This window comes from bacterium (genome assembly GCA_021158245.1).
In the GTDB taxonomy this organism is placed as follows: domain Bacteria; phylum Zhuqueibacterota; class QNDG01; order QNDG01; family QNDG01; genus QNDG01.
Genome location: JAGGVB010000176.1, coordinates 1 through 22,462, shown reverse-complemented (window position 1 = coordinate 22,462; position 22,462 = coordinate 1). Strand labels below are relative to the sequence as shown.

Here is a 22,462-nt window from a genome sequence, read left to right as displayed (position 1 = left end):
AGGAAGGGGAATAGTTATGACAGCAGGATTAGCTTCATGGGATTGGCTGGTGATCGGAGCATATTTTTTCAGTATCGTCATTCTTGTCTGGTGGTCTGCCCGTAATCAGAAAACAACATCCGATTATTTTCTTGCCGGACGTAACATCGGCTGGTTTGTAATCGGTGCATCTATTTTTGCTTCTAATATCGGTTCTGAACATATTGTTGGCCTCGCAGGGAACGGTGCTGTCAGCGGTATGGGTATGGCCCATTGGGAACTTCATGCCTGGGTTCTGATAATGCTGGCCTGGGTTTTTGTCCCTTTTTATCAAAGAGCGGGCGTTTTTACGATGCCGGAGTTTTTAGAAAAACGATTTAATGCCAAAGCACGCTGGATTCTTTCGCTTGTCTCTTTAGTTGCCTACATTTTCACTAAGGTTTCGGTTACCGTTTATGCAGGAGGAATGGTTTTCGGAACGCTGCTTCCTGATACGTTCGGTTCGCCGGAAAATGCTTTCTGGGTAGGGGCACTGGCTACGGTTTTATTAACAGGGATATACACTGTACTTGGCGGCCTGCGGGCCGTTGTTTACACGGATACTGCCCAAACTTTTATTTTGATTATAGGATCGGCTTTAATTACACTGTTCGGTCTGCACAAATTGGGAGGCTGGAACGAGTTAGTAGAGATTTGCCGCCAAAATTCTGCAAATTTTGCCCTCTGGCGGCCCAGCTCAGATCCAAATTTCCCATGGCTGGGAGTATTGATTGCTTCACCCATTATTGGAATCTGGTACTGGTGTACCGATCAATATATTGTTCAGAGAACCCTAGCTGCAAAAAATTTACAGAATGCCCGCCGTGGAGCAATTTGGGGTGCCTTTTTAAAGCTCGGGCCGGTACTTCTTTTTCTGATTCCCGGTATGATTGGCTATGCTCTTAATCAAAAAGGCCTTATTACAATCCCCACAAAAATGGTAGATGGTCAAGCGGTACTTAACGGAGATAAGGTTTTTCCTATAATGGTTGCTACCCTGCTGCCTGTCGGACTGCGCGGTCTGGTTGTGGGCGGTCTCATGGCAGCTCTGATGAGCTCGTTGTCATCTTTATTTAATTCCTGCGCATCTCTTTTTACTATGGATGTCTATGAAAAAATACGTCCCGGTGCCTCGGAACGCCGTCTTGTAAATGTCGGGCGGATAGCCACCGGGGTTGTTGTAGCATTGGGGATACTATGGATTCCCGTGATGCCCATGATCTCCAAGGGCGGCCTCTATCAATATCTGCAGAGTGTGCAGGGTTATTTAGCTCCGCCCATTACAGCTGTATTCCTGCTGGGGCTGTTTGTAAAACGCATCAATGCCAATGGTGCGGTTGCCGGCCTTTCGGCAGGATTTATCCTTGGGATGGCAAAGCTTGGTATTCAAGCTCTCGTGGGCAGCAGCACTATCAGCGGACCTGTATGGCTGGTTGCAATTGGGAACTACAACTTCCTTTATGCTTCCGGCTGGTTAATGGCAATCAGTGTGATTATAATTGTATCTGTTTCCTTGATGACTAAGGCGCCTGATCCAAAGCAGATCGCGGGGCTGACCTTTACCACGACATCTGAAAGAGACAAAGCGGAAAACCGGGCCAGCTGGAACAAGTGGGATGTCATCGGCACAGCTGTTGTTTTAGTGCTTCTCGCTGCAATGTATACCTATTTTACAGTGTGGCTGAAGTAAAAAGATTGTCTCAAATGATAAATGTTGGGTCTATATCGAATTGCATGGATAATTATAATCAAGTTTTGCATATAAAAAGAGATTATGATAATAAAATGGTCTGATTCAGTTTAAAAAAAATTTTCACTTAATATTTATTCCCATTTCAGGAGATTTTTCTTCACTGGGGTTCTTTGAAGGGCTTTATTTACAAAAATTTTCGGGACATAAAAATTTTTGTATTAATTTACCTTGACATTTATTCTTTTTATATTTACCATATCACAATTTAAATTTTATAAATAATTATTATAAATTAAACTCAGGTAAGTTATGCAGCATAAAGTACTATATTTACCAGCATTCTTATATCTTCTATATGCAGAAATTGCAGCGGGGCAGAATCTCTTTTTCGGCGAACCTGTTACTATTACCGGATCCCGCATCTCAAGTACTCTGTCCGAAGGATACAGAAAAATCTACACTATTGACAATAAAGATATAAAAAACCTTCCGGTAAATACATTGACAGAGCTGCTGGAACTTATCGCCTCTGTTAATATCCGGACAAGAGGGTTGGGAAATTCACAGGCTGATATCTCAATACGGGGCTCATCATTTGAGCAAGTTCTGATTCTGGTCGACGGGATACGGATGAATGACCCTCAAACCGGACACCACAGCATGGATATACCTGTTCCGTTATCAGATATCAAACGTATTGAAGTCCTTGCAGGGCACGCATCATCAGTGTACGGCCCAGACGGATACGGCGGAGTTGTCAATATAATTACAAAGGCAGGCAGCAATAACGGAATCAGCTATTTTTTTAACTATGGCTCCTTTAGAACCGTTCATACCGGCATGAGCTGCTCTTTTAAACTTGGTAAACTGACTCATAAAATTTCTTTTGAAAATAACAGATCAGACGGGCATATTGAAGACACTGATTATCATAACATGGCTGCATCTTACGGAAATTCATGGATAAACAGAAAAAACCGGGTATCCTCATCTGCCGGCATTTCCATAAAAAACTTTGGTGCAAATAATTTTTATGCTCCTTTCCCTTCGAGGGAAAAGACTGGTGCAATATTCTCAAAAATCAACTTCCTCCACCAGTTCTCTTCTGCTCTGCGTCTTTTTTCCCGTGGATTCTTCCGTTTTCATAATGACGATTTCATACTTGACAGAACAAGGGAATCATGGTACTCAAACCATCATAAAACTTACATATTCGGTACAAATGTACAACTTAACTATACCAGAAACAGCAATGAATATGCTATTGGAGCTTCTCTTACACAGGAGAACCTCAACAGCTCTTCATTAGGCAAAAGATATCAGACAATTGCAGCTGTTTTTGCAGAGATGGCTGTCGGGATCTCTGATAAATCCGCTATTGACTGCGGAATAAGGCTTGATTATCACAACTCATGGGGAACACAGGCCAGCCCTTCTCTGAGTTTCAAAAGTTCTATATCTCCTCATTTAATGTTCAGAGCATCAGCAGGGAGAATATTCAGAATACCGACATTTACAGAACTCTTTTATCACTCTCCTGCAAACCAGGGGAATCCTCTTTTAAAACCTGAGACAGGATGGTCGGCAGAAACAGGGATAGACTTCTCTCAAGGAGGGCTTGCATTATCTCTTTCCATTTTTCAAAGGTGGGAAAAAGACAAAATCGACTGGATTAGATTTTCATCTGATGAAATATGGAAAGTTGTCAACAGAGGCAGGACTGAAGTCGCAGGATTATCAATAAGTGCGGATTACATGCATTCAGACAGGACAACATGGCGTATAAATTACACATATCTCTTGCGCAGGAATATTGCTGCAGAACCGTACATGTCAAAATATGATTTTACTGTCCCTCCCCACAATCTCACTTTATCTTTCACAGAAAACTGGAGCAGAAGAGTCGCTCAAACTCTTTTTATTCTGGTATGCAATAATCCTTCTATGAGTTCGTATACGCTTTTAAATTCAAAAATTTCTTTTAAGATCGGCAATAAAACATTCTATTTTTCTTTAAATAATATTCTTAATACAAGATATGAGACTATTCCCAATGTAATTATGCCGGGAAGACGCATTAATATGGGTATTAATTACACTCATTAATAAAAAACCTTCTATTTATTACCTCCCGATTTCATCGGGACGGTAAAGACAAATAAGTGACAACTTTTGTTCCCAAACAGGAGTTTGGGAACAAGCGGGGAACATACGGTTCTAATCTTCCTTCTTATAAAAACCCGGCTTGTAAATTATGCCTCTCTTCTCATGTCCGTTCATTTTTAATATTATTGGTTTTTTAAAAGTAATAAGCTTTGTATATTTCATCCCGCTGCCGGACTTGTTTGATTTTATCCAATCCCAGTCAAGAAAACTTTCCGGATCATTATCCTGTATTGTAAAATAGCTGACTGCAAATGAAATTAGATTCTCAAAAAAATGTGACCCTTGCGAGGGGCTTACTGAAAAATCTTTAAAACTGGACTCAACAATTGCCCTTGCACCTGATATCTGGTCCCATTTAACAGGTATACCAAGCCATGGGTCCATACTGCCCCACCTTCCTACGCCGATAAGCAGATACGGCCTTCCTTTTTTAATAAGCATACTGTTGAATTTACTCACTTCTAAAGCTACTTCCCTGCTTTTTGACCTGTCAAACAGATCCCTGTCTACAACAACAATGTCAAATACATCTTCTACAATCCCGTTTCCGAACACTTTATTAGACCTGCTTATCAGCTTTGAACTTTCCACATTGTCCACATCCAGCAATTCATCTTCCCGGTTTAAGGCCATTGGCCTTATCTGAAGGATACTGAATTCCTTCTTCTCTTTGGGATTTAGGGGAATATTTACAGCAAACTCAATTTCAACAGGAGTAGCCATGCTCCACGTACCAAGATCGAGAAACATTTCTATTATCTCGGGGAGGGGAAATATACCGCTTTTTAATACAGGTGAAAATGTGAGTACAGGGTAGCCGCCCGGACGAAGCCCATCGTACAATCTATCGTTTTCCGCAGAATAGGTCGAAGCTATGAACTGCAGCACCCCGTCTTTTTCTGCATCCTTTATGGAATAGCTTTTAATAAATTCATCTTCCTCGCCTTTAAATTCTCTGACACTTTGACTCAAATCAAGGGCAAAAAATTCATTCTGATTGTTTTTCAGGGCCAGGTCAATAGTGGAGAACTGCAGGATATGTTTCGGATGCTTTGGGCTGAATCTTACGGTTCTTCCTCCTTCCACAACCATCTTACCAAGTCCGAGAGAAACAGATACAGTGCCGTCTTCAGATTTTTGAGGATCCATAGCATAAAAATTATATGATTGCGCTGTTCCCGAAAATGTGGGATAGAATCTATCACCGTACTCTCTGCCGCTCAAAACCTGTATCACAATTGCCATTTTTTCTTCTTCAAGACGGAAAGAAGTAGCTTTTAAATAATCTCTGGGCCCGCGGAAAAATGTTGAGGCATAAACCCGCTTTACGGTATTTACCAGTTCTTTTAGACGTACTCGCAGATCCATATTGGAATTCGGAAGCATATATGTCTCATATACACCTGCAAAAGGATAATTATGAGAATCTTCAAGCAGACTTGAAGATCTTACAGCAAGAGGTTTTTTAATAAGTTTTAAAAATGATTTTAATGATTGAAGAACATCTTCAGGAAAATATTCGACCTGCAGAAATTTGTTTAATATTTTCTGATCATTTTTTGTCTTTAATGCAAAATTCTTCAAATTATTTTTTTCTATAAATTCATCAAATACATCTGTTGTAAGTACAACTGCCGGAGGGATGAATATTTTTACATCTTTAAATTTTCTTATAATATTATAATTATTCATCAATCTGTTAATAAAACTCAGCCCCCTTGCTTTACCGCCGAGAGAGCCTCCACCTATTCGGGAAATGCTGGTTTCAGTATCAAAATTCTCAGGATTAAATTCAGTAATAATCCCCCTGCGCCGAAGTCTTCTGTACTCCCGCAATGTACGTATAAGGTGTTTTCTCGTTGCATCAATTGACGGAAATTCTGCTATTCTTCTCGGCCTGAGTTTATGTGCCAGCCAGAATTCAGTTCTCGCCTTCAGCCAGTTTGAGAAATGATTCCTTTCTGCATGAAAAGCAAAACTCTCAGAAGGAATATTCTTTAATTCTTTTTCAAGGGATATGATATCATGAGCTCTTCCGATTACTGTGCCGTCAGGCATTTGAAAATTGAAATCTCCAAAGCCCAGTTTCTCTTCCATAAATTTTCCCAGATCTTTTAACAGAGAAGGCGAATCTTTTAAAAGGAAATCACAGCCGCACTCCCTTGCTTTCGATGAATTCTTCCCTCTTGACGAATGCAGCAAAATCGGAATATCAGGCGTCTCACTCTTTACTTTGCCTGCAAATAACAGGCCTGCTTCAGGATTGCGGGCTCCATCCATAGGAAAATCAATATCTGAAATAACACCGAGTACGGTTTCCTTATACATTTGATAATAGGAATCGGCATCCTCGTAATTTGTACATAGAAGAATTTTAGGCCTTGCCCTCTGGCGAAGGTTTTTATGAGAAAGGTTTAATCCCTCTTTGATTAGCCTCTGGGACTGTTTCATCACCTCAAGATAAATAGACGGCAGAAATGCAGAATAGTAGCGTATATTGTCTTCAATAAAAATTATGGATTGTACTCCCATAATACGGGTATCATGCTTTACATTATATTTATCTTCTATGCTTTTTATTATTGCCAGTAGAAGCCGGTAATTCCCAAGCCAGACAAATACTTCATCAAATAATTTATCTTCTTTTCTATTAATAATATCAGATAGTTCCCTGTTTTCCGATGCCAGAAGCACTATCGGAATATCAATATTCTCTTTTTTAACAAGCTTTGCAAATTCTACAGGGCTTAAATCTTCTATATGTAATGTTACAATAACAAAATCATATCTGTGCTCATGACGCAGATGTTCTATGGCATCAACTGCATTTGATACTCTTGTAAGCTCAGGTGTATGGCTTAAATTAAGGCCCTGATATTCGCTTCTCAATAATTCATAGAGCCTTCCCTCTTCTTCAAAAACATAAAAATCGTAAAGACTGGACACTATCAAAATATCCCTTATTCTGAACCTCATCAGATTCTGAAAATCATCAAAACGGGATTTATAGCCTTTTTCAATCCAGTCTCTCTCTGTTTTTGATTTGTAAATCACATCCATTCATAAGCCCTTTATTAAGAATATATTTAATTCACAAGTCTAAAATAATGATTTGTCATTCTATTAGCAAGTTTTTAAAATAGCGTAAATAAAAAACGGGACACATCAAAAACTGTATCCCGTTTAAGAACTGATTTAAAAATTACCAGCTTATGCAACACCCTGATCAAGCATTGCATTTGCAACTTTGATAAAACCGGCAATATTTGCACCATTAACATAATTTACAAAATCTTTATTTGTATCGTATGCTTTTGCAGCATCAACACACTGTTGATGAATGGATGCCATAATACCTTTCAACTTCTCATCAACTTCTTCTCTTGTCCAGGAAAGTCTCAGAGAGTTCTGAGACATCTCAAGGCCGGAAACAGCTACACCGCCTGCATTAGCAGCTTTTCCTGGGCCGTATAGGATTTTTTCCTGTAAGAAGATTTTTACACCGTCAAGATTTGTCGGCATGTTTGCACCTTCGGAAACAAGTATAACACCATTGTTAACCAGGTTCTGAGCATCTTTGCCGTTAATCTCATTCTGAGTTGCACTCGGGAATGCACAATCGGCTTTATGGTCCCAGAGAGGATTATGATCGCGATTGGGATCTGCCGGAGTGTACTGTGCTCCGAATTTATCAGCATACTCTTTGATTCTTCCACGACGTACATTCTTAAGTTCCATTATAAATGCTAATTTCTCAGCGTCAATACCAGCTTCATCATAAATATAACCGCTTGAATCGGAAAGAGTTACAACTTTACCGCCGAGCTGATTGATCTTCTCAACAGTGTACTGTGCAACATTTCCGCTTCCAGAAACAAGACAAATTTTACCATTAAGGCTTTCGCCTCTTGTCTTAAGCATTTCAGAAGCGAAATAAACCGAACCGTAACCAGTTGCCTCAGGACGAATCAGAGAGCCGCCCCAGCCAAGGCCTTTTCCTGTCAATACACCTGTAAACTCATGTCTCAGCCTTTTGTACTGACCGAACATATAACCGATCTCACGGCCGCCGGTTCCGATATCACCGGCAGGGACATCTGTAAACTGGCCGATGTATCTCTGCAGTTCTGTCATAAAACTCTGGCAGAAACGCATTACTTCATTGTCGCTCTTGCCTTTGGGATCAAAATCTGATCCGCCCTTGCCTCCTCCCATTGGAAGCGTTGTAAGGCTGTTTTTAAATACTTGTTCAAATGCTAAAAACTTGAGAATACCGAGATTTACAGAAGGATGAAGGCGAAGGCCGCCTTTATAAGGGCCGATAGCACTGTTCATCTGAATTCTGAAACCACGATTAACCTGGACATCTCCGTTATCATCCAACCATGGTACACGAAACATTATAACTCTCTCAGGTTCTACAATGCGTTCAAGTATCTTGGCTTTACGATACTCAGGATGCTTGTCAAGTACCAATTCGAGAGATTCAAAAACTTCTTCCACTGCCTGATGAAACTCAGGCTCTGCAGGGTTTTTGGCTTTTACCTGAGCCATCACCTCTTTTACATAATCAGACACACATACCTCCTACATTTATAAAATTAGCAGAACGGTTTCGACAGACTCAATTTATCACAGTAAATTAAAAAATCAAGTAAATTCTCTTATTTGTTTATTTTTTTTCACTTATTATTAATTTTTTTAATGCTTTAATTATCTCTTTTTCCTTTTTCATGCCTGCAGCACCAATAAAACCTTTTTCAGTCTCTATTAAGCCCACAATTCCCTGATAAGGAATTTTCTTAAAATAATATTTTTTGCCACTATTTTTCTTTATTTTCCATCCATTTGAAAATTTAGCAAGCAAAGCAGACACTCCGGCATCTATCCCCGGCAACACAAGAAACAGCTTGTACTTGCTTTTATTCTTTTTTCATAACCTATTCTTCCGGTTAATAATTAATTATTATTCCTTTATACAAGCATATTTAGGCGTAAAAGCAATAATATCCTGCAGCATCAGAATAATATCTACAGATTGCACTCTTGCCAACTTCACTCTATGATACTATGCTCCCAGGCTCAGGGCTGCCTTCAAATGTAACAATTGAAAGGCTGTCTTCTTCCCCGCCGCTTAAGACCATTGCTTCAGACACTCCAAATGACATTTTTCTTGGTGCAAGATTGGCAACTACTACAACACGCTTGCCAATAAGCTTTTCCGGTTCAGGATATGCCTTTTTAATACCGGAAAAAACCTGCCTGTCTTTTCCTTCACCAAGATCAATCATAAGTTTTATTAGTTTATCAGCTCCCGGAACCAGGGATGCATCCCTTACTATTCCAACTCTTAAATCCACTTTGGAAAAATCTTTAAAGGAGATAAACTCTCCACTGCCTTTCTTCGGGGCCTCTCCGGATTTTTTTCTGTCTATCTTTTGTGCTTTTTCAATTTTTGCCCATGAGTCCCGCAGAGGAACAGTCCTGTTAAAAACCAATCTTGAATTTGACGAATCAGGGTCAACACAGAAATATCCTTTTCTCTCAAACTGCATTCTTTGCCCTTTATTTGCAGTTGCAAGGCCAGGCTCTAATTTACATCCTTTCAGGACAACAAGAGAATCAGCATTTAAATACTCCTTAAAATCAACATCCTTATCTCCCAGAGGATTCGGAATTGAAAACAGCCTGTCATATAGCCGTACTTCAGCATCAATTGCATGTTTTGCAGAGACCCAGTGTATGGTGCCTTTTACTTTTCTGCCGTCAGGCGAATCACCTCCCCGGGTAGCAGGATCAAAAGTACACCTTATTTCAAGAATCTCTCCGCTTTTTTCATCTTTGATAAAATCCTTACAGGTTATATAATAACCATATCTCAATCTTACTTCTCTTCCCTGTGACAGCCTGTGGTATTTTTTAGGAGGATCCTCTCTGAAATCATCTCTCTCTATGTAGATTTCTTTTGAAAATGGAATCTCTCTTGATCCGCTATCGGGATCTTCGGGATTATTTATTGCACGGAGCATTTCAATTTTATCTTCGGGATAATTCTCAATTACAACTTTTACAGGATCAAGCACCGCCATAAATCTTGGAGCACTTTTGTTCAGGTCTTCCCTTATACAGTGTTCAAGAAGCGCAACATCAACAACGCTTTCCCGTTTCGCTACACCGATCCTGTCGCAAAATTCACGTATGGAACCGGGTGTATAGCCTCTGCGCCTCAGGCCGGAAATAGTTGGCATTCTCGGATCATCCCAGCCGGAAACTATTCCCTCTTTTACCAATTGCAGAAGTTTACGCTTGCTCATTACAGTATAACTCAAATTCAGTGGCGCAAACTCAATCTGCTGGGGGCGATAAACCTGAAGTTCCTCAAGAAACCAATCGTAAAGGGGCCTGTGGTCTTCAAACTCAAGCGTGCACAGGGAATGGGTTATATTTTCTATTGAATCTTCAAGGCCGTGAGCAAAATCATACATAGGATATATGCACCACTTATCTCCTGTTTTGTGATGGTCTGCATGAAGAATACGGTATATGATAGGATCTCTCATATTAAGATTTGGAGAGGCCATATCTATTTTTGCCCGTAAAACACACTGGCCGTCTTTAAATTCACCATCACGCATTTTATGAAAAAGTTCAAGGTTTTCCTCAATCGAACGATCTCTGTACGGGCTGTTTTTCCCTGGTTCTGTTAAAGTACCTCTGTATTTCCGAATTTCGTCTGAGGAAAGATCACACACATATGCCTTTCCTTTTTTTATCAGATCTTCTGCATATTCATACATTTTATCAAAATAAGCAGATGCAAAATAGAGCCTGTCATCCCAGTCAAAGCCGAGCCATTTCACATCTTCTTTTATGGATTCAACATACTCATCCTCTTCTTTTGCAGGATTTGTATCATCAAACCTTAAATTGCATAAACCATTATAATCACGGGCTATTCCAAAATTCAGGCATATGGATTTTGCATGCCCGATATGCAGATATCCGTTCGGTTCAGGCGGGAAACGTGTATGTACGCGTCCGTCAAATTTGCCGGTTCTCAAATCTTCATCAATAATTACACGGATAAAATTGGAATTCTTTTTCTCACCGTTCTCATTCATGATAACATCTTCCTCCTGGAAATAAAACTATCTTAAAAGTTTTGCAAGAGTGCTCATCTGCTGATAAATTGCCCCTTCAGGGCATGATTCATTGCAGCACAAACATCTTATACAAATATCATAATCAAATTCAGGATAACCATCAACCATTTTTATTGCATCAACAGGACAGTTTCTTTCACACTCGCTGCATCCGACACATTTTTCATGATCTGCAGCAGGCCTTATCCATACAAATTTCCCTGCAAATTTCATCATAAACTCAGGGATCATTCGTATCAGCCTGTTGGAAGGCAGAGAATAGTCATCAAAAGCAGCACTTTGGATTGATTGGCCGAGTACGGATATTTTTTCTATTCTGTTCTCTCCAAATCCCATATCTCCCGCAAAATTAAGCATCTCCACTTCACCGGGTTTAAAACCCATAACTCTGCTTGCAATTGTATCAAGAGCCACACCATCACTGCTGGCAAAAATGAGCCCTGCTTTTCTTGCATCTCCTGTTGACGGCCCGTTGCCCTCCATACCGAGGACACCGTCCATAATGTGAATATCCGCATTTACAATACCATACAACAGTGCAAGCATTCTGCTGAATGAACCGGGATGAGGAAATTCACGGTGCATGTTTGTCTTCTGGAATCCTGGCAGAGTCCCGAAAAGATTCTTAACTGCTCCGGTGTAAAGAGTAAGACCGTGGGTTTTAAATTTGGGTAAATTAATTATAACATCTGCTTCTACAACTGACTTTGCAAGATGGAATTTAATACCTTCAGCCTCTTTCTCAATAGTCCCGCCTGCTTCAAAATTTATTAAAACAGCCCCTGTTTTTTCTGCAACATCAAGAAAGCCTGTATTCTGCCAGTACCTTTTAACTCCCTTTATTGCACCTGCAGGACTGTCACCTATCCATGCTTCAGCCCCTGCTGACTGAACTTCGCGCACAACAGCTTCCACAAATTTGGGATGAGTTGTAATTCCTCTTTCCGGTTCCTTTGCAGAAAGCATATTCGGCTTTAAAAGTACCTTGTCACCCTTTTTAACATATTTATTAATACCGCCTGCAAGTTCCAAAGCTTCATGTACTTTTTTGAAAACCAGAGATTCCTCGTATGAGGAGCATTTTATAATTGCTACATCAGTCATATCTTATACCTTAATAAACATCATTCCCGAAAGTTGTTTAACCAATCCTTTTAATTCCATGGAAAGGAGAAGTGCAAGAAGATATGAAGTGCTTTTACCGGCAGAGGAAACAAGTGTATCAATATGAACTGGCTCATAACTCATAGAATCCCATACAATTTTTTCTTCTCCTGTCAGCATCTCACGTCTTTCTTCTTCATTATACACTACCTTTGTCTCATCCCATCCCGGTATTTCTTCTAATATCTGGTGTACATTCTCCACTAGAACAGCTCCCTGACGGATCAAATGGTGGCTGCCCTGCGATCTTTTATTATAAATTGAGCCGGGTACTGCAAAAACCTCCCTGCCCTGGTCAAGGCACATCTGTGCCGTTATAAGCGCTCCGCTTTTCAACCCTCCTTCCACAACAACAGTACCATAGGAAAGCCCGCTTATTATTCTGTTTCTTCTCGGAAAATTGTGGGCAAGCGGCTCTGTACCCATTGGATATTCGGAAACTATTAAGCCCTTCTCTTCGATTTCCTTTTTCAATTTTCCGTTCTCAGGCGGATATGTAATATCAAGCCCGCAGCCAATCACTGCAATAGTATGCCCTCCTGCATCAAGTACGCCTTTATGAGCGGCAGAGTCAATTCCCCTCGCCATACCGCTTACAACAGTCACACTATTCTCAACAAGGACTTTTGAAAAGTAATCTGCAGTCTTTATTCCGTAATCGGAAGCCAGTCTGTTACCTACAATTGCAATTGTTCTTTCGTCACAAAAAGAAAGATCACCTTTAAAAAAAAGGAGTGCAGGGGCATCATAAATTTCCTTTAAAAGTTTTGGATATCCCTTATCCATAAATGAGATTACAGAAACTCCATTCTTCTCAGCTATATCCAACTGCCTTTTTGCATATTCTACACTCTTGTTCAAATCCTCCTTCGAGAAACTTATATCCTGCCCGCCGATAAGGTGCAGAAGTTCATCTTTTTTTGAAAGGAACAGGTCATCACTCTTATTAAACTTTTCGAATATTTTTTTAATTGATACACTCCCAAGCCCTGGAATCGAATATAGCGATAATATGTCTATAATATCAGTCATGAGCGCTCTTTAAAAACCTCTTCTCCTATTTTTCTTATCAAATCTGACACACCCTCGCCTGTTGCTGATGAAATTAAAAGCGGCCTCTTTCCGTCAAGAGTATCAGGGAGCTCATTAAAATTTTCAGTATTAAAAAGATCCATCTTTGTTATTACAGGTATCCTCGGTTTGTCACCAAGTCCGTGTCCGAATTCATTTAATTCATTTACCAGTATTTCATACTCTTTTTCAGGATCATCACTGTCAGCGCTAATCATTACAATAAGGATTCTTGTTCTCTCAATGTGTCTTAAAAATCTTACACCAAGTCCCTTACCTTCATGAGCACCTCTTATCAGGCCAGGAATATCTGCTATTACAAACGATTTATAATCATAATATTTTACAATACCGAGGTTAGGAACCAATGTTGTAAAAGGATAATTTGCAATTTTCGGCCTTGCAGCAGACACTTTTGACAAAAAAGTTGATTTCCCAACATTAGGCAGGCCCACAAGTCCTGCATCCGCAAGAAGTTTAAGTTCCATACGGATAACTTTTTCTTCACCGGGGTTACCTTGTTTAGCAAAATCAGGTGTCTGTCTTGAAGGAGTTGCAAAGTGGCTGTTTCCCCAACCCCCTCTCCCGCCCTGCGCAATAATAAACTCAGCCTTAGGTTCTTTTAAATCCGCTATAAAATCATTTGATTCATGGTCAAATACAATAGTACCCGGAGGGACAGGAATAACAACTTCCTTTCCCCTCTTTCCATGCATCTTTTGTCCCCTGCCTTGAACACCGTTACCCGCTTTGTATAACTTCCTGTGTTTAAGATCAAACAGCGTGGATATGTTTCTGTCAACCTTTAATACAACATTACCGCCGTGGCCGCCGTCTCCTCCGTCAGGGCCTCCTTTGGCAACATACTTCTCCCTTCTGAAACTTACACAGCCGTCACCGCCTCTGCCTCCGCGGACTTTTAAAATAATTTCATCAATAAAATCCATAATCCCTGCAAAAATATAAAAAAGGCAGTGATAATATCACCGCCTTTAAAAAAAACAGTTCTTCTCAGCAATTATCTGAGAGTAAAATTCACCGGTACTGAAACCCAAACCTTTACAGGCATGTCTCTCTGCATTGCAGGTTTCCACTTCACAGCTCTTATTGCACTGATAGCCGCTTCATCACAGCCATTAGGCCCAAGAGTTTTAACAACCTTGGTTCTTACAACATTGCCTTTTTCATCCACAAGAGCATAGATAACAACTTGTCCCTCAATTCCAGCCTTTTTTGCTATCTCAGGATAAACAAGCCTCTTCTGAATTGCGCTATATCCTCCTATTGGAGAAGGCTGCTCATCAACAGCTACAAAGAAAGGAACGTCATCATCACTTTCAGGCGGCGGCGGCGGTGGTGGTGTTTCGTCATCAATCTGCCAGTCAGTATCATCAATTGTTGCATCATCAGGAAGATCTTCATCTTCCGATGCAATTGGTACTGTAGGCCTGGCAGGAGCCGGAGCACTCTTTTCCTGCTGTGTCTGCGGAATATCTTCCACCTGTATGGTCTCGAGCTTTACTTCTCTTTTTACACTACTGGCTTTAACCTTTTTATAGCCCTGCAGCAAAATTATATGCAAAGCAAGAGAAAGAACAAGCCCGAATTCAATTACCCTTTTGTACTGAGCCTTTAAATCATGCTCAGGATTCTTTTTAATTGTACTCATACTTTTCACCCCCTCATTCACCATATTTCGCACAGTAATTGACTCTGAGGGCATCTGCTTCCCTCAATTGTTGCTGGATATCTGTGACGAGACCCATTTTCACGTTCTGGTCAAACTTTAATGAAACAATGAGCTTGGGGTTAGCCGTACGTTTTGCATACATAATATTTGCAATATCTTTTATCTGAACAAGCTTGTCATCAACTGAAATATCTCCCTGCACATTGGCATAAATATTTGATACGTTTTTCTTTGCCTCAAGCTTCTCAATTCTTTTTGCTTTTGGCAGGTCAACAGGAAGACCTGAAAATTGACGAAAAACTGTCGTCACCATAAAAAACAGTAACAGCATGAATACAATATCAGGCATTGAAGCAGTGGGGATCTCAGTCTTAACGTTTGTTTTCTTTTTGAATTCCATATTACGCTATCTCCCACCAATTATTGTTCAGGCTCTGCAATTGATATTTTTGTCGCCTCTGCCATTTTCACCTGGTCAACAACCTTGATATACACCTTATAAGGAGTCTGTCTGGCAGTCTTGATTGAGACAATCAATTTATCATTTTCTGCGAGCCTTCGCTTGATAATGTCCCTGATACCCGGAATCGGAGTCTCTTTCTCATCAATGGCAACTTCACCTGCAGCATTAATGAGGATACTCGCAATATTCTTCTTTGGAATTGGCTTGGCCTCGCCCATAGGAGGAAGCCCAAGTTGAAGCCCCTTATCAAGGTCCAAACTTGTGGTCACCAGAAAGAAGCATAGAAGAAGAAATGCTATGTCTGCCATCGAACTAGTCGGGATGACAGCTTCCCGCGCTCTTTTCTTGTCGAGCAGCATAATCCTACCTCCTTCTCCGCCTATTTAGTCCCTGTTTCAGAGAGGTGATCAACTAATTCGATTGATGATTCTTCCATATCAATAACAAGAGCATCAATTCTTGAAATAAAATAGTTATAGAAAACCTGAAGAATGATGGCTGTTACAAGACCGAAAAGTGTGGTCAAAAGAGCAACAGAAATACCATCTGCAACAATTGAAGGTGAAATGTCATTTGCATTCTTGATATCATCAAATGCACCGATCATACCTGCAACTGTTCCGGTAAACCCAAGCATAGGTGCAACAGTAATGAATGTTGAAAGCCAGATCATACCCTTCTCAAGAAAAGCCATCTCAATAGTTCCGGCATTTGCAATAGCTTTTTCAACATGACTAAGTCCTCTTCCTACTCTGCTCAATCCTGCATGGAAAATAGATGCAACTGGTCCCTGAGTATTCTGACAAGTTTCAAGGGCTTTATTCGTATCACCCTTGCTCAAAGAAGCCATAATATCAGACAAAAAATTTCTCGTATTAACACCCGCACGAGTCAATGAAATAAAGCGTTCAATGCTGATAGCAATACCAAATACCAAACAGAAAAGTATGGGCCACATAAAGAGCCCGCCTCTTACAAAAAGCTCTACCATTTCCTATTACCCTCCTAAATTGCGATTGTGGAATGGATATCTTTCACTAATAAACAGTGATAAATCCTTATTCATTCTTATCATTATAACCAAATATTTAGAAAAAGTCAATACTTTTTTTACCAACAACACCATATGTACTTTATAATATCATTTCATCCCTTGTGCAACTGCCTCCGCTACTTCAAGGGTTGTGTTTGTACCGCCCATATCGTATGTCCTAACCTTTCCTTCGCTTATCACATCTGCAATGGCTTTCTCTAACTTTTCCGCTTTATCCTTTTCGCCAAGCCAGTTAAGCATAAGCTTTACAGATAGAAGCATTGCAGTAGGATTAACCTTGTACTGGCCTGCATACTTTGGTGCAGAACCGTGAGTCGGTTCAAAAACAGCATAATCATCTCCGATATTCCCGCTGCATGCAAACCCAAGGCCTCCGACAAGCTGTGCACTTAAGTCCGAAACAATATCACCGAACATATTGCTTGATACAAGAACACCGTAATTTTCCGGATTTTTTACAAGCCACATGCACATTGCATCAATATTAGTCTCCCACAGATCAATACCGGGATACTCTTTTGCAATTTTCCTCGCTTCCCTTACCATAAGGCCTGATGTTTCTCTGATGACATTCGGTTTCTCAACAACAGTAACTGTTTTGTATCCATGCTCTTTGGCATACTCAAAAGCGCCTCTTATGATATTCCGGCACCCTTGCCTGGTAAAAATTCTTAATGATATTGCGATATCTTCCGCAGGCACATTCTGAAACTTCTTTGCTTTTGGGTGCAGCTCTTCAAGAGTTGACTTTAATTTTTCCGGAACCGGATGAAACTCTACTCCTGAATATAGGCCTTCGGTATTTTCTCTGAAAATAACCAGGTCAATATTATCGCGATAATTAAGAGGATTGCCTGCATAAGCTTTACAAGGCCTCAGATTAGTACGGAGGTTAAACTCCTGCCTTAATCTTACAATAGGGCTGAAATAGTTAAGGCCCTTTTCCCTCAGTTCAGGTGCAAGCTCCTTAACAGCCTCTTCCTTTGGCTTTGATGTAATCGCTCCGAAAAGGCAGCAATCTGTATTTTTTAGGAGATCAATCGTTCGCTGAGGAAGAGGGTCACCCTCTTTTTTCCAGAATTCCCACCCGATATCGCCTTGAATATACTCTGCATCAAGCTCAAGTTTGTCAAGTACGACACGTGCAGCATCCATAACATCATTTCCTACACCGTCACCGGGAAGCAATGCTATACGATACTTTGCCATAAATAAACCCCTTTCTTCTACCATAATACTTCTACGGACAATCTATGCATATCATGCCATTGGTTGGAAAAAGGCACGTACGAATAGTTAAAAGAATAGCTTTTCCATCTGATTCCTGCTCCTGCTGTAAATCCTGAAATGTCCCTGCCTGTCTGATACCCGCATCGCAAAGAAAAGGTATTGTTCAAAATAAATTCAGCGCCTGAATGTAAACTTAACGGCAGTTCCTTCTCTTCAACAACATCAGCAGCTAAAATCAGCTTGTTATGCATTACAGGCACAGGCACAGCAGCTCCGATTTTTCCGAGAAGAGGCAAATCTATCTCTTCGTGGTTCAATGTTGAAGCCCTGCCTATGTTTTGTACTGCACACCCCAATATAAGGGGGAATTTTTTCATTTGCCACATAAGGCCCAAATCAAAACCAAAACCGGACGCCTCATGGATAAATATCTTTTCATAGTATCCTTTTAAACTTATGCCAATGCTCAGGCCTTCTGCAACAAGCCTTGAGTATGACACGCCACAGACAGCTTCATAAAAAGAAAAAGTTGAAACAGGCTCAGGGCTGGGGCCTGTTCTGTATTCTATATTATCAATACTTGTAAAAAGAGCAAAAACTCCAAACCCGCTTTGCCCGTTTCCCCTGCCCCAACCTGCAAAAGCACCTGACAGATTATCAATCCATTTATAAGTGGACAGAACAAGGGATGACCCATTCTCAAAAGCAAGTGCCGCCGGATTCCTGAATCCGGCAATTCCGCCTCTTGCAATTGCAGCAGAAGCATAACCCATAGCCGGAATTCTTGCCCCTCCTCCCATTCCGAGAGAAGCAAATCCCGCAGCTCTGACACTGCCGGATAAAACAGTTGTCATCAGAATGACAATCATTATTTTTTTCATATAAATTCCATTTTAAAAAATAAATGAACCTGTTAACACATTAACATTTCCGGGCCCTGCAGGATCAGCAACATAAGCATAATCAAAAACAGCTGTGTGCCCTTTTATTTTCATAAAAAACCCTGCGCCGAAAGTTACATCTCCTCTGAAAATTCCGCACCGTACAGCTATTCTGTCTGCAGGTTTGAGTTCCGCACCGGCACTGATTGTTCCCGGTATAAAATTGATCTTCTCATAATTTACAGACAGCCTGCCTCTGCCTGAATAGAGACGTACAGAAGCTCCTCCGCTGAACACAACGGGAAATTGATCACTCTTCTGAGTTCCTTTTTCCCATAGGGATTGTGTATTCCAGGTATAGCGAGAATGCAGGTCTTTGATAACAATTCCTGCTGAAACATTGTGCAGGGGCATAACCATAACTCCAAAATCAAACCCCACACCTTTTGCAGACAGACTTCCTCCGTCTGCAATACCCGGGAAACGGTAATAGAGTATTTTTGTACTAATTCCTACTGCCATGAATGATCCTACTGCATGTGCAAAGGAGAGGTAAAAACAATTTTCAGACGACGAATACATATCTGTATGATTTCCGTTGCTGTCTCTTCCGTCTATATCAGATACTCCTGCTCTTATCCAGCCAACACTAAATCCGGCATTTTGCCTGCCTGCTGGTTTTAAGGGTTTGGCATACCCGATAAAACTCATGCTTCTGCCAAGAGACATAGAAGAGACAGATGTTGTAGCCACTGCATGTTCAAGAAAAACAATACCTGCAGGATTGTAGTACGCAGCCGCAGCATCACCGTAATAGACCGCCGAACCTCCTCCGGATGCAAGTGCTCCTGCGCCCAATCCCATTCTGAGAAAACTGCCTGCATATCCGCCCCTGCCTGTTTCACCTGAATAGAGATTGTTAAACAGCAGAACAAGCAGCAGAAAACTGAATGTAAACCTGCTGAAATATTTTTTAAGACTAATCAGCAACAATAACTTTTCCCCACATTGTATTACTCCCTTGAACTTCAATGGAATAAAAATATACTCCGTTTGCAACAACATCGCCAAGGCTGTTTCTGCCGTTCCAGACTTCCGAGAAATCGCCCGGAGACATTCTGTAACGGTTATTACTTACTATACTGACAAGGTTCATTCCAAAATCATACACTTTTACAGTTACATAAGCGGGATTATCAAGGTGGTACTGAAACCTTACATGCCCGTCCCCATTTTGAAGATTATGGCGCATGGGAGAAAATGGATTGGGATAAGCATAGGTAGAAGGTTCATCAGGCAGGGCTGTACTCTTAAATGCCCTGAAAATCTTCCAGGTTAATCCGTTGTCTGAAGAGAATCCTGCACCGTCATTTGATCCGGCCCATATATCTTCATTGTTCACTGCAATTGAATAAAACTCTGTAGTGTACAGTTCTTCTCCTGAATCTGCATCTTTAATAGAAGGGAATAAAGCCCAGGTCTCTCCGAAATCAGAGCTTTTAAATATGCCGTTATCAGTAACAACATAAACATCATTTCCCCAAAAAGCAAAATTGTGTGCAAATTCCCCTTTTAAGGCTGTTGACCAGGTCAATCCCCCATCTTTTGTAAAAGATACTGCTCTGTACTCATCTACACCAAGCGCCTCCACAGTTGCAGCCCAGATAATCTCGCCGTATTCAGTTTTCTGGTTTGCTATTGCTACAACAAAATTGCCTGATATACCCTGTGCCTGATTCTGATGCTCAAAGGTTGTCCAGGTACGCCCGCCGTCTTCTGATTTGTGCACTCCTCCTGCAGAACCGGCCCATAATGAATTCCCGTCATATGTTACGGAAAAGACGCGATGGCTCAGGTATTTTACTGCACTAAAAGGATTGCCGTCAACTGTAACAACTTTCCATGTCCTGCCCATATCTGTTGATTTACGCAAACCTCCTGCAAAACTTGCAATCCATATTGCCGAATCTGTTATTGCAATATCATATGTCGGGTTGTTAATCACTGTTGTTGTAGGGGAATAATCAGTAACATAAGATGAATCAACAGGCTGCGGAATCCAGTTCCATGTATTCCCGTTATCAACTGACCATGAAAGGCCGCCTCCTGCGACCAAAGATCCGGCCGCTGCAGTCAGGCTGTCAAATGCAGTTGCAGCCCATAATGTATCTCCTCTTGCTGCAATTGCAGATACAGACCCTCTGCCAATATTTTCATCACTGCCATAAACCTTCCATTCGGTTCCGGTACTGTTTGCCCTGCAGAGCTTCCGCGCACCGATCCACACATAATCCTGATTTATGATAATTTCATTTATAACATTTCCTGCAGGGCCTGATTGTACATTCTTGTCAAGACAGAAATATCTTTTAAAAAGATTCTGGCTGCTGAGGGATGTTGAAACAAAAAATACCAATGAAATTATAATTTTTTTTACCATCTATTCCACAACTATAATTTTATGAATAACAGGTTCGCTTTGTAAACCGCTTTTATCTTCCGCTCTAAATATAAATTCGTAATCACCTGTTTCATTCTGCGCAGAGATTGAAATAGTCAAAGAAAAAATTCCATCCTGCGCTTGCTGGTCTCCGTCTTCTCCGTTATCTGACATTTTAAAAATAGTGCCCGTAGACGACCCGTCCGGCTTATTTACTGTAAACCAGACTTTACTAATATCTCCATATCCCTGGGGATCTTCAACCTGAATCTTTAATGTAAAAGGCCCTGAATTAGACCTGGATACTGTATCCGGTGCTGAAAGATTGGAAAGTACCGGAGGATTATTTTCAATCTGAAGATAAAAAGAGCCTGTGGCAGGCCAGCTTAAAAGGCCGCCCCTGTCTTTTGCCTGAAACCGTACTTTGTAAATTCCCGGGCCTGCTGCGTATTTTTTTATATCAGCTTTTACGGAAAAAATAGAATCAGATGCCAGGCTGTCGCCGGAGAGCCCGTCATTGTTTAATAGAAATGCGGCTAAAGGTTCATTCCCGAGAGGAAAATATAACTTGCAGAACAGAGAACATACATCAGCAATGCCCTGTTTATCGGAAATTTTGGCCCTGAGCAGAAGAGAATCCGCCTGAGAATCGGTTACAGCAGCAGGAACATATATTTTTAAAATTACAGGGCTTATGTTCTCTTGTCCGGAAAGAATATTTAAAGTATCTGCCGCAGAAGCGCTTTTATTATTTTCATCATCAATTGCTTCAACGGAAATGATATATTTACCCTCATTTCCCCGCAAAAGGCCTGCATCGAGAAAACAGTAATATGTGCCGTCTCCTGCAATTACATCGCCATTTTTCCCATCGTCTTTTAAAGTTCCCCGATCAATTTCTTCATTACTGTTAATCCGGAACAGATTGTAATTAACATCTTTGATGTTATTGATTCCCTGAGGGTCATTAACCTGCGCCCTGACCATTAGAGTATTTTGTGATTCTGTGTAGCTTTTTTCCGGTACAAACAGTTTTTCAATAACAGGATTAAAATCATTATCTGCCACAGGAGAACGTACATCACAAGAGAGGATCAGGCATGTTCCTGTTAATAAAGACAAGGATAGTAAAATTTTTACGGTGTTTTTTCTCATGAAAAATAAATTATCTTCCCTGAAGTAAAACTGCATTTTTTTATTTGAAATTGAAAATATTAATACTATGGTTAAATGTCAAGGTAAATCTTTCGGACATCATGGAAATGCAGGACTTGCTGACAGATATACTGTATACCCCGAACATATTCGGAGGAAGTGCTCAGTCTCTGATAAATTCATTATCTGCACTATTCACTTGGGAAAATGTTTCCATTTATAAATTTTTACGACTGTTTTTTTCAATATCCGACAGCAAAGATAATACAAATAG

The 22,462-nt window shown here is 40.6% G+C and carries 18 protein-coding genes; 2 read left to right on the top strand and 16 right to left on the bottom strand.

Going from position 1 to position 22,462, the window contains the following annotated elements:
• Window positions 1-16 precede the first annotated feature (16 nt).
• Together J7K93_09580 and J7K93_09575 are read left to right on the top strand one after the other, a co-directional pair.
• The gene (locus J7K93_09580) at window positions 17-1,708 is read left to right on the top strand and encodes a sodium:solute symporter (protein ID MCD6117254.1); all 1,692 of its coding nucleotides are present in this window, start codon (window positions 17-19) and stop codon (window positions 1,706-1,708) included.
• 312 nt (window positions 1,709-2,020) lie between these two features.
• The gene (locus J7K93_09575; GenBank protein ID MCD6117253.1) at window positions 2,021-3,817 is read left to right on the top strand and encodes a TonB-dependent receptor; all 1,797 of its coding nucleotides are present in this window, start codon (window positions 2,021-2,023) and stop codon (window positions 3,815-3,817) included.
• A gap of 111 nt (window positions 3,818-3,928) precedes the next feature.
• Here the strand turns inward: J7K93_09575 and J7K93_09570 are convergent, their stop codons facing one another.
• The 16 genes from J7K93_09570 to J7K93_09495 all read right to left on the bottom strand — a co-directional run bounded on the left by J7K93_09570 (window position 3,929) and on the right by J7K93_09495 (window position 22,188).
• The gene (locus J7K93_09570) at window positions 3,929-6,853 is read right to left on the bottom strand and encodes a histidine kinase (protein ID MCD6117252.1); all 2,925 of its coding nucleotides are present in this window, start codon (window positions 6,851-6,853) and stop codon (window positions 3,929-3,931) included.
• Between the two features lie 234 nt (window positions 6,854-7,087).
• Window positions 7,088-8,455, bottom strand: coding sequence for an NADP-specific glutamate dehydrogenase (gene gdhA / locus J7K93_09565; GenBank protein ID MCD6117251.1), 1,368 nt, complete (start codon window positions 8,453-8,455; stop codon window positions 7,088-7,090).
• A gap of 94 nt (window positions 8,456-8,549) precedes the next feature.
• Window positions 8,550-8,744, bottom strand: coding sequence for a hypothetical protein (locus J7K93_09560; protein ID MCD6117250.1), 195 nt, complete (start codon window positions 8,742-8,744; stop codon window positions 8,550-8,552).
• A 193-nt stretch (window positions 8,745-8,937) separates the two neighbouring features.
• Window positions 8,938-10,998: a glutamine--tRNA ligase/YqeY domain fusion protein gene (locus tag J7K93_09555; protein ID MCD6117249.1), complete on the bottom strand. Its 2,061-nt coding sequence runs from the start codon at window positions 10,996-10,998 to the stop codon at window positions 8,938-8,940.
• Window positions 10,999-11,025: 27 nt separating this feature from the next.
• Entirely contained in the window at window positions 11,026-12,144 is a 1,119-nt protein-coding gene (locus tag J7K93_09550) for a DUF362 domain-containing protein (protein MCD6117248.1), read from the bottom strand.
• A gap of 3 nt (window positions 12,145-12,147) precedes the next feature.
• On the bottom strand, window positions 12,148-13,236 hold the full coding sequence (gene dprA / locus J7K93_09545) for a DNA-processing protein DprA (protein ID MCD6117247.1): 1,089 nt from the start codon (window positions 13,234-13,236) through the stop codon (window positions 12,148-12,150).
• Window positions 13,233-14,222 (bottom strand): GTPase ObgE, encoded by a 990-nt coding sequence (gene obgE / locus J7K93_09540; protein MCD6117246.1) that lies wholly within the window; start codon window positions 14,220-14,222, stop codon window positions 13,233-13,235. The genes dprA and obgE overlap by 4 nt, the downstream gene beginning before the upstream one ends.
• A 71-nt stretch (window positions 14,223-14,293) precedes the next feature.
• Window positions 14,294-14,944, bottom strand: a complete 651-nt coding sequence (locus tag J7K93_09535; protein ID MCD6117245.1) for an energy transducer TonB — start codon at window positions 14,942-14,944, stop codon at window positions 14,294-14,296.
• Between the two features lie 13 nt (window positions 14,945-14,957).
• A complete protein-coding gene (locus tag J7K93_09530) occupies window positions 14,958-15,365 on the bottom strand; it encodes a biopolymer transporter ExbD (GenBank protein MCD6117244.1) in 408 nt (135 codons plus the stop codon).
• Window positions 15,366-15,385: 20 nt separating this feature from the next.
• Window positions 15,386-15,787 carry a biopolymer transporter ExbD gene (locus J7K93_09525; protein ID MCD6117243.1) on the bottom strand — a complete coding sequence of 134 codons (402 nt, stop codon included), beginning with the start codon at window positions 15,785-15,787 and terminating at the stop codon, window positions 15,386-15,388.
• 20 nt (window positions 15,788-15,807) lie between these two features.
• Complete coding sequence (locus J7K93_09520; protein ID MCD6117242.1) at window positions 15,808-16,419, bottom strand: MotA/TolQ/ExbB proton channel family protein; 612 nt, start codon at window positions 16,417-16,419, stop codon at window positions 15,808-15,810.
• Window positions 16,420-16,569: 150 nt separating this feature from the next.
• Window positions 16,570-17,691: an isocitrate/isopropylmalate dehydrogenase family protein gene (locus J7K93_09515; GenBank protein MCD6117241.1), complete on the bottom strand. Its 1,122-nt coding sequence runs from the start codon at window positions 17,689-17,691 to the stop codon at window positions 16,570-16,572.
• Between the two features lie 17 nt (window positions 17,692-17,708).
• Entirely contained in the window at window positions 17,709-18,593 is an 885-nt protein-coding gene (locus tag J7K93_09510) for a PorV/PorQ family protein (protein MCD6117240.1), read from the bottom strand.
• A 12-nt stretch (window positions 18,594-18,605) separates the two neighbouring features.
• The gene (locus J7K93_09505) at window positions 18,606-19,586 is read right to left on the bottom strand and encodes a hypothetical protein (GenBank protein ID MCD6117239.1); all 981 of its coding nucleotides are present in this window, start codon (window positions 19,584-19,586) and stop codon (window positions 18,606-18,608) included.
• Window positions 19,573-21,033 (bottom strand): hypothetical protein, encoded by a 1,461-nt coding sequence (locus J7K93_09500; protein ID MCD6117238.1) that lies wholly within the window; start codon window positions 21,031-21,033, stop codon window positions 19,573-19,575. The genes J7K93_09505 and J7K93_09500 overlap by 14 nt, the downstream gene beginning before the upstream one ends.
• A complete protein-coding gene (locus tag J7K93_09495; GenBank protein ID MCD6117237.1) occupies window positions 21,034-22,188 on the bottom strand; it encodes a hypothetical protein in 1,155 nt (384 codons plus the stop codon).
• Window positions 22,189-22,462: the final 274 nt, after the last annotated feature.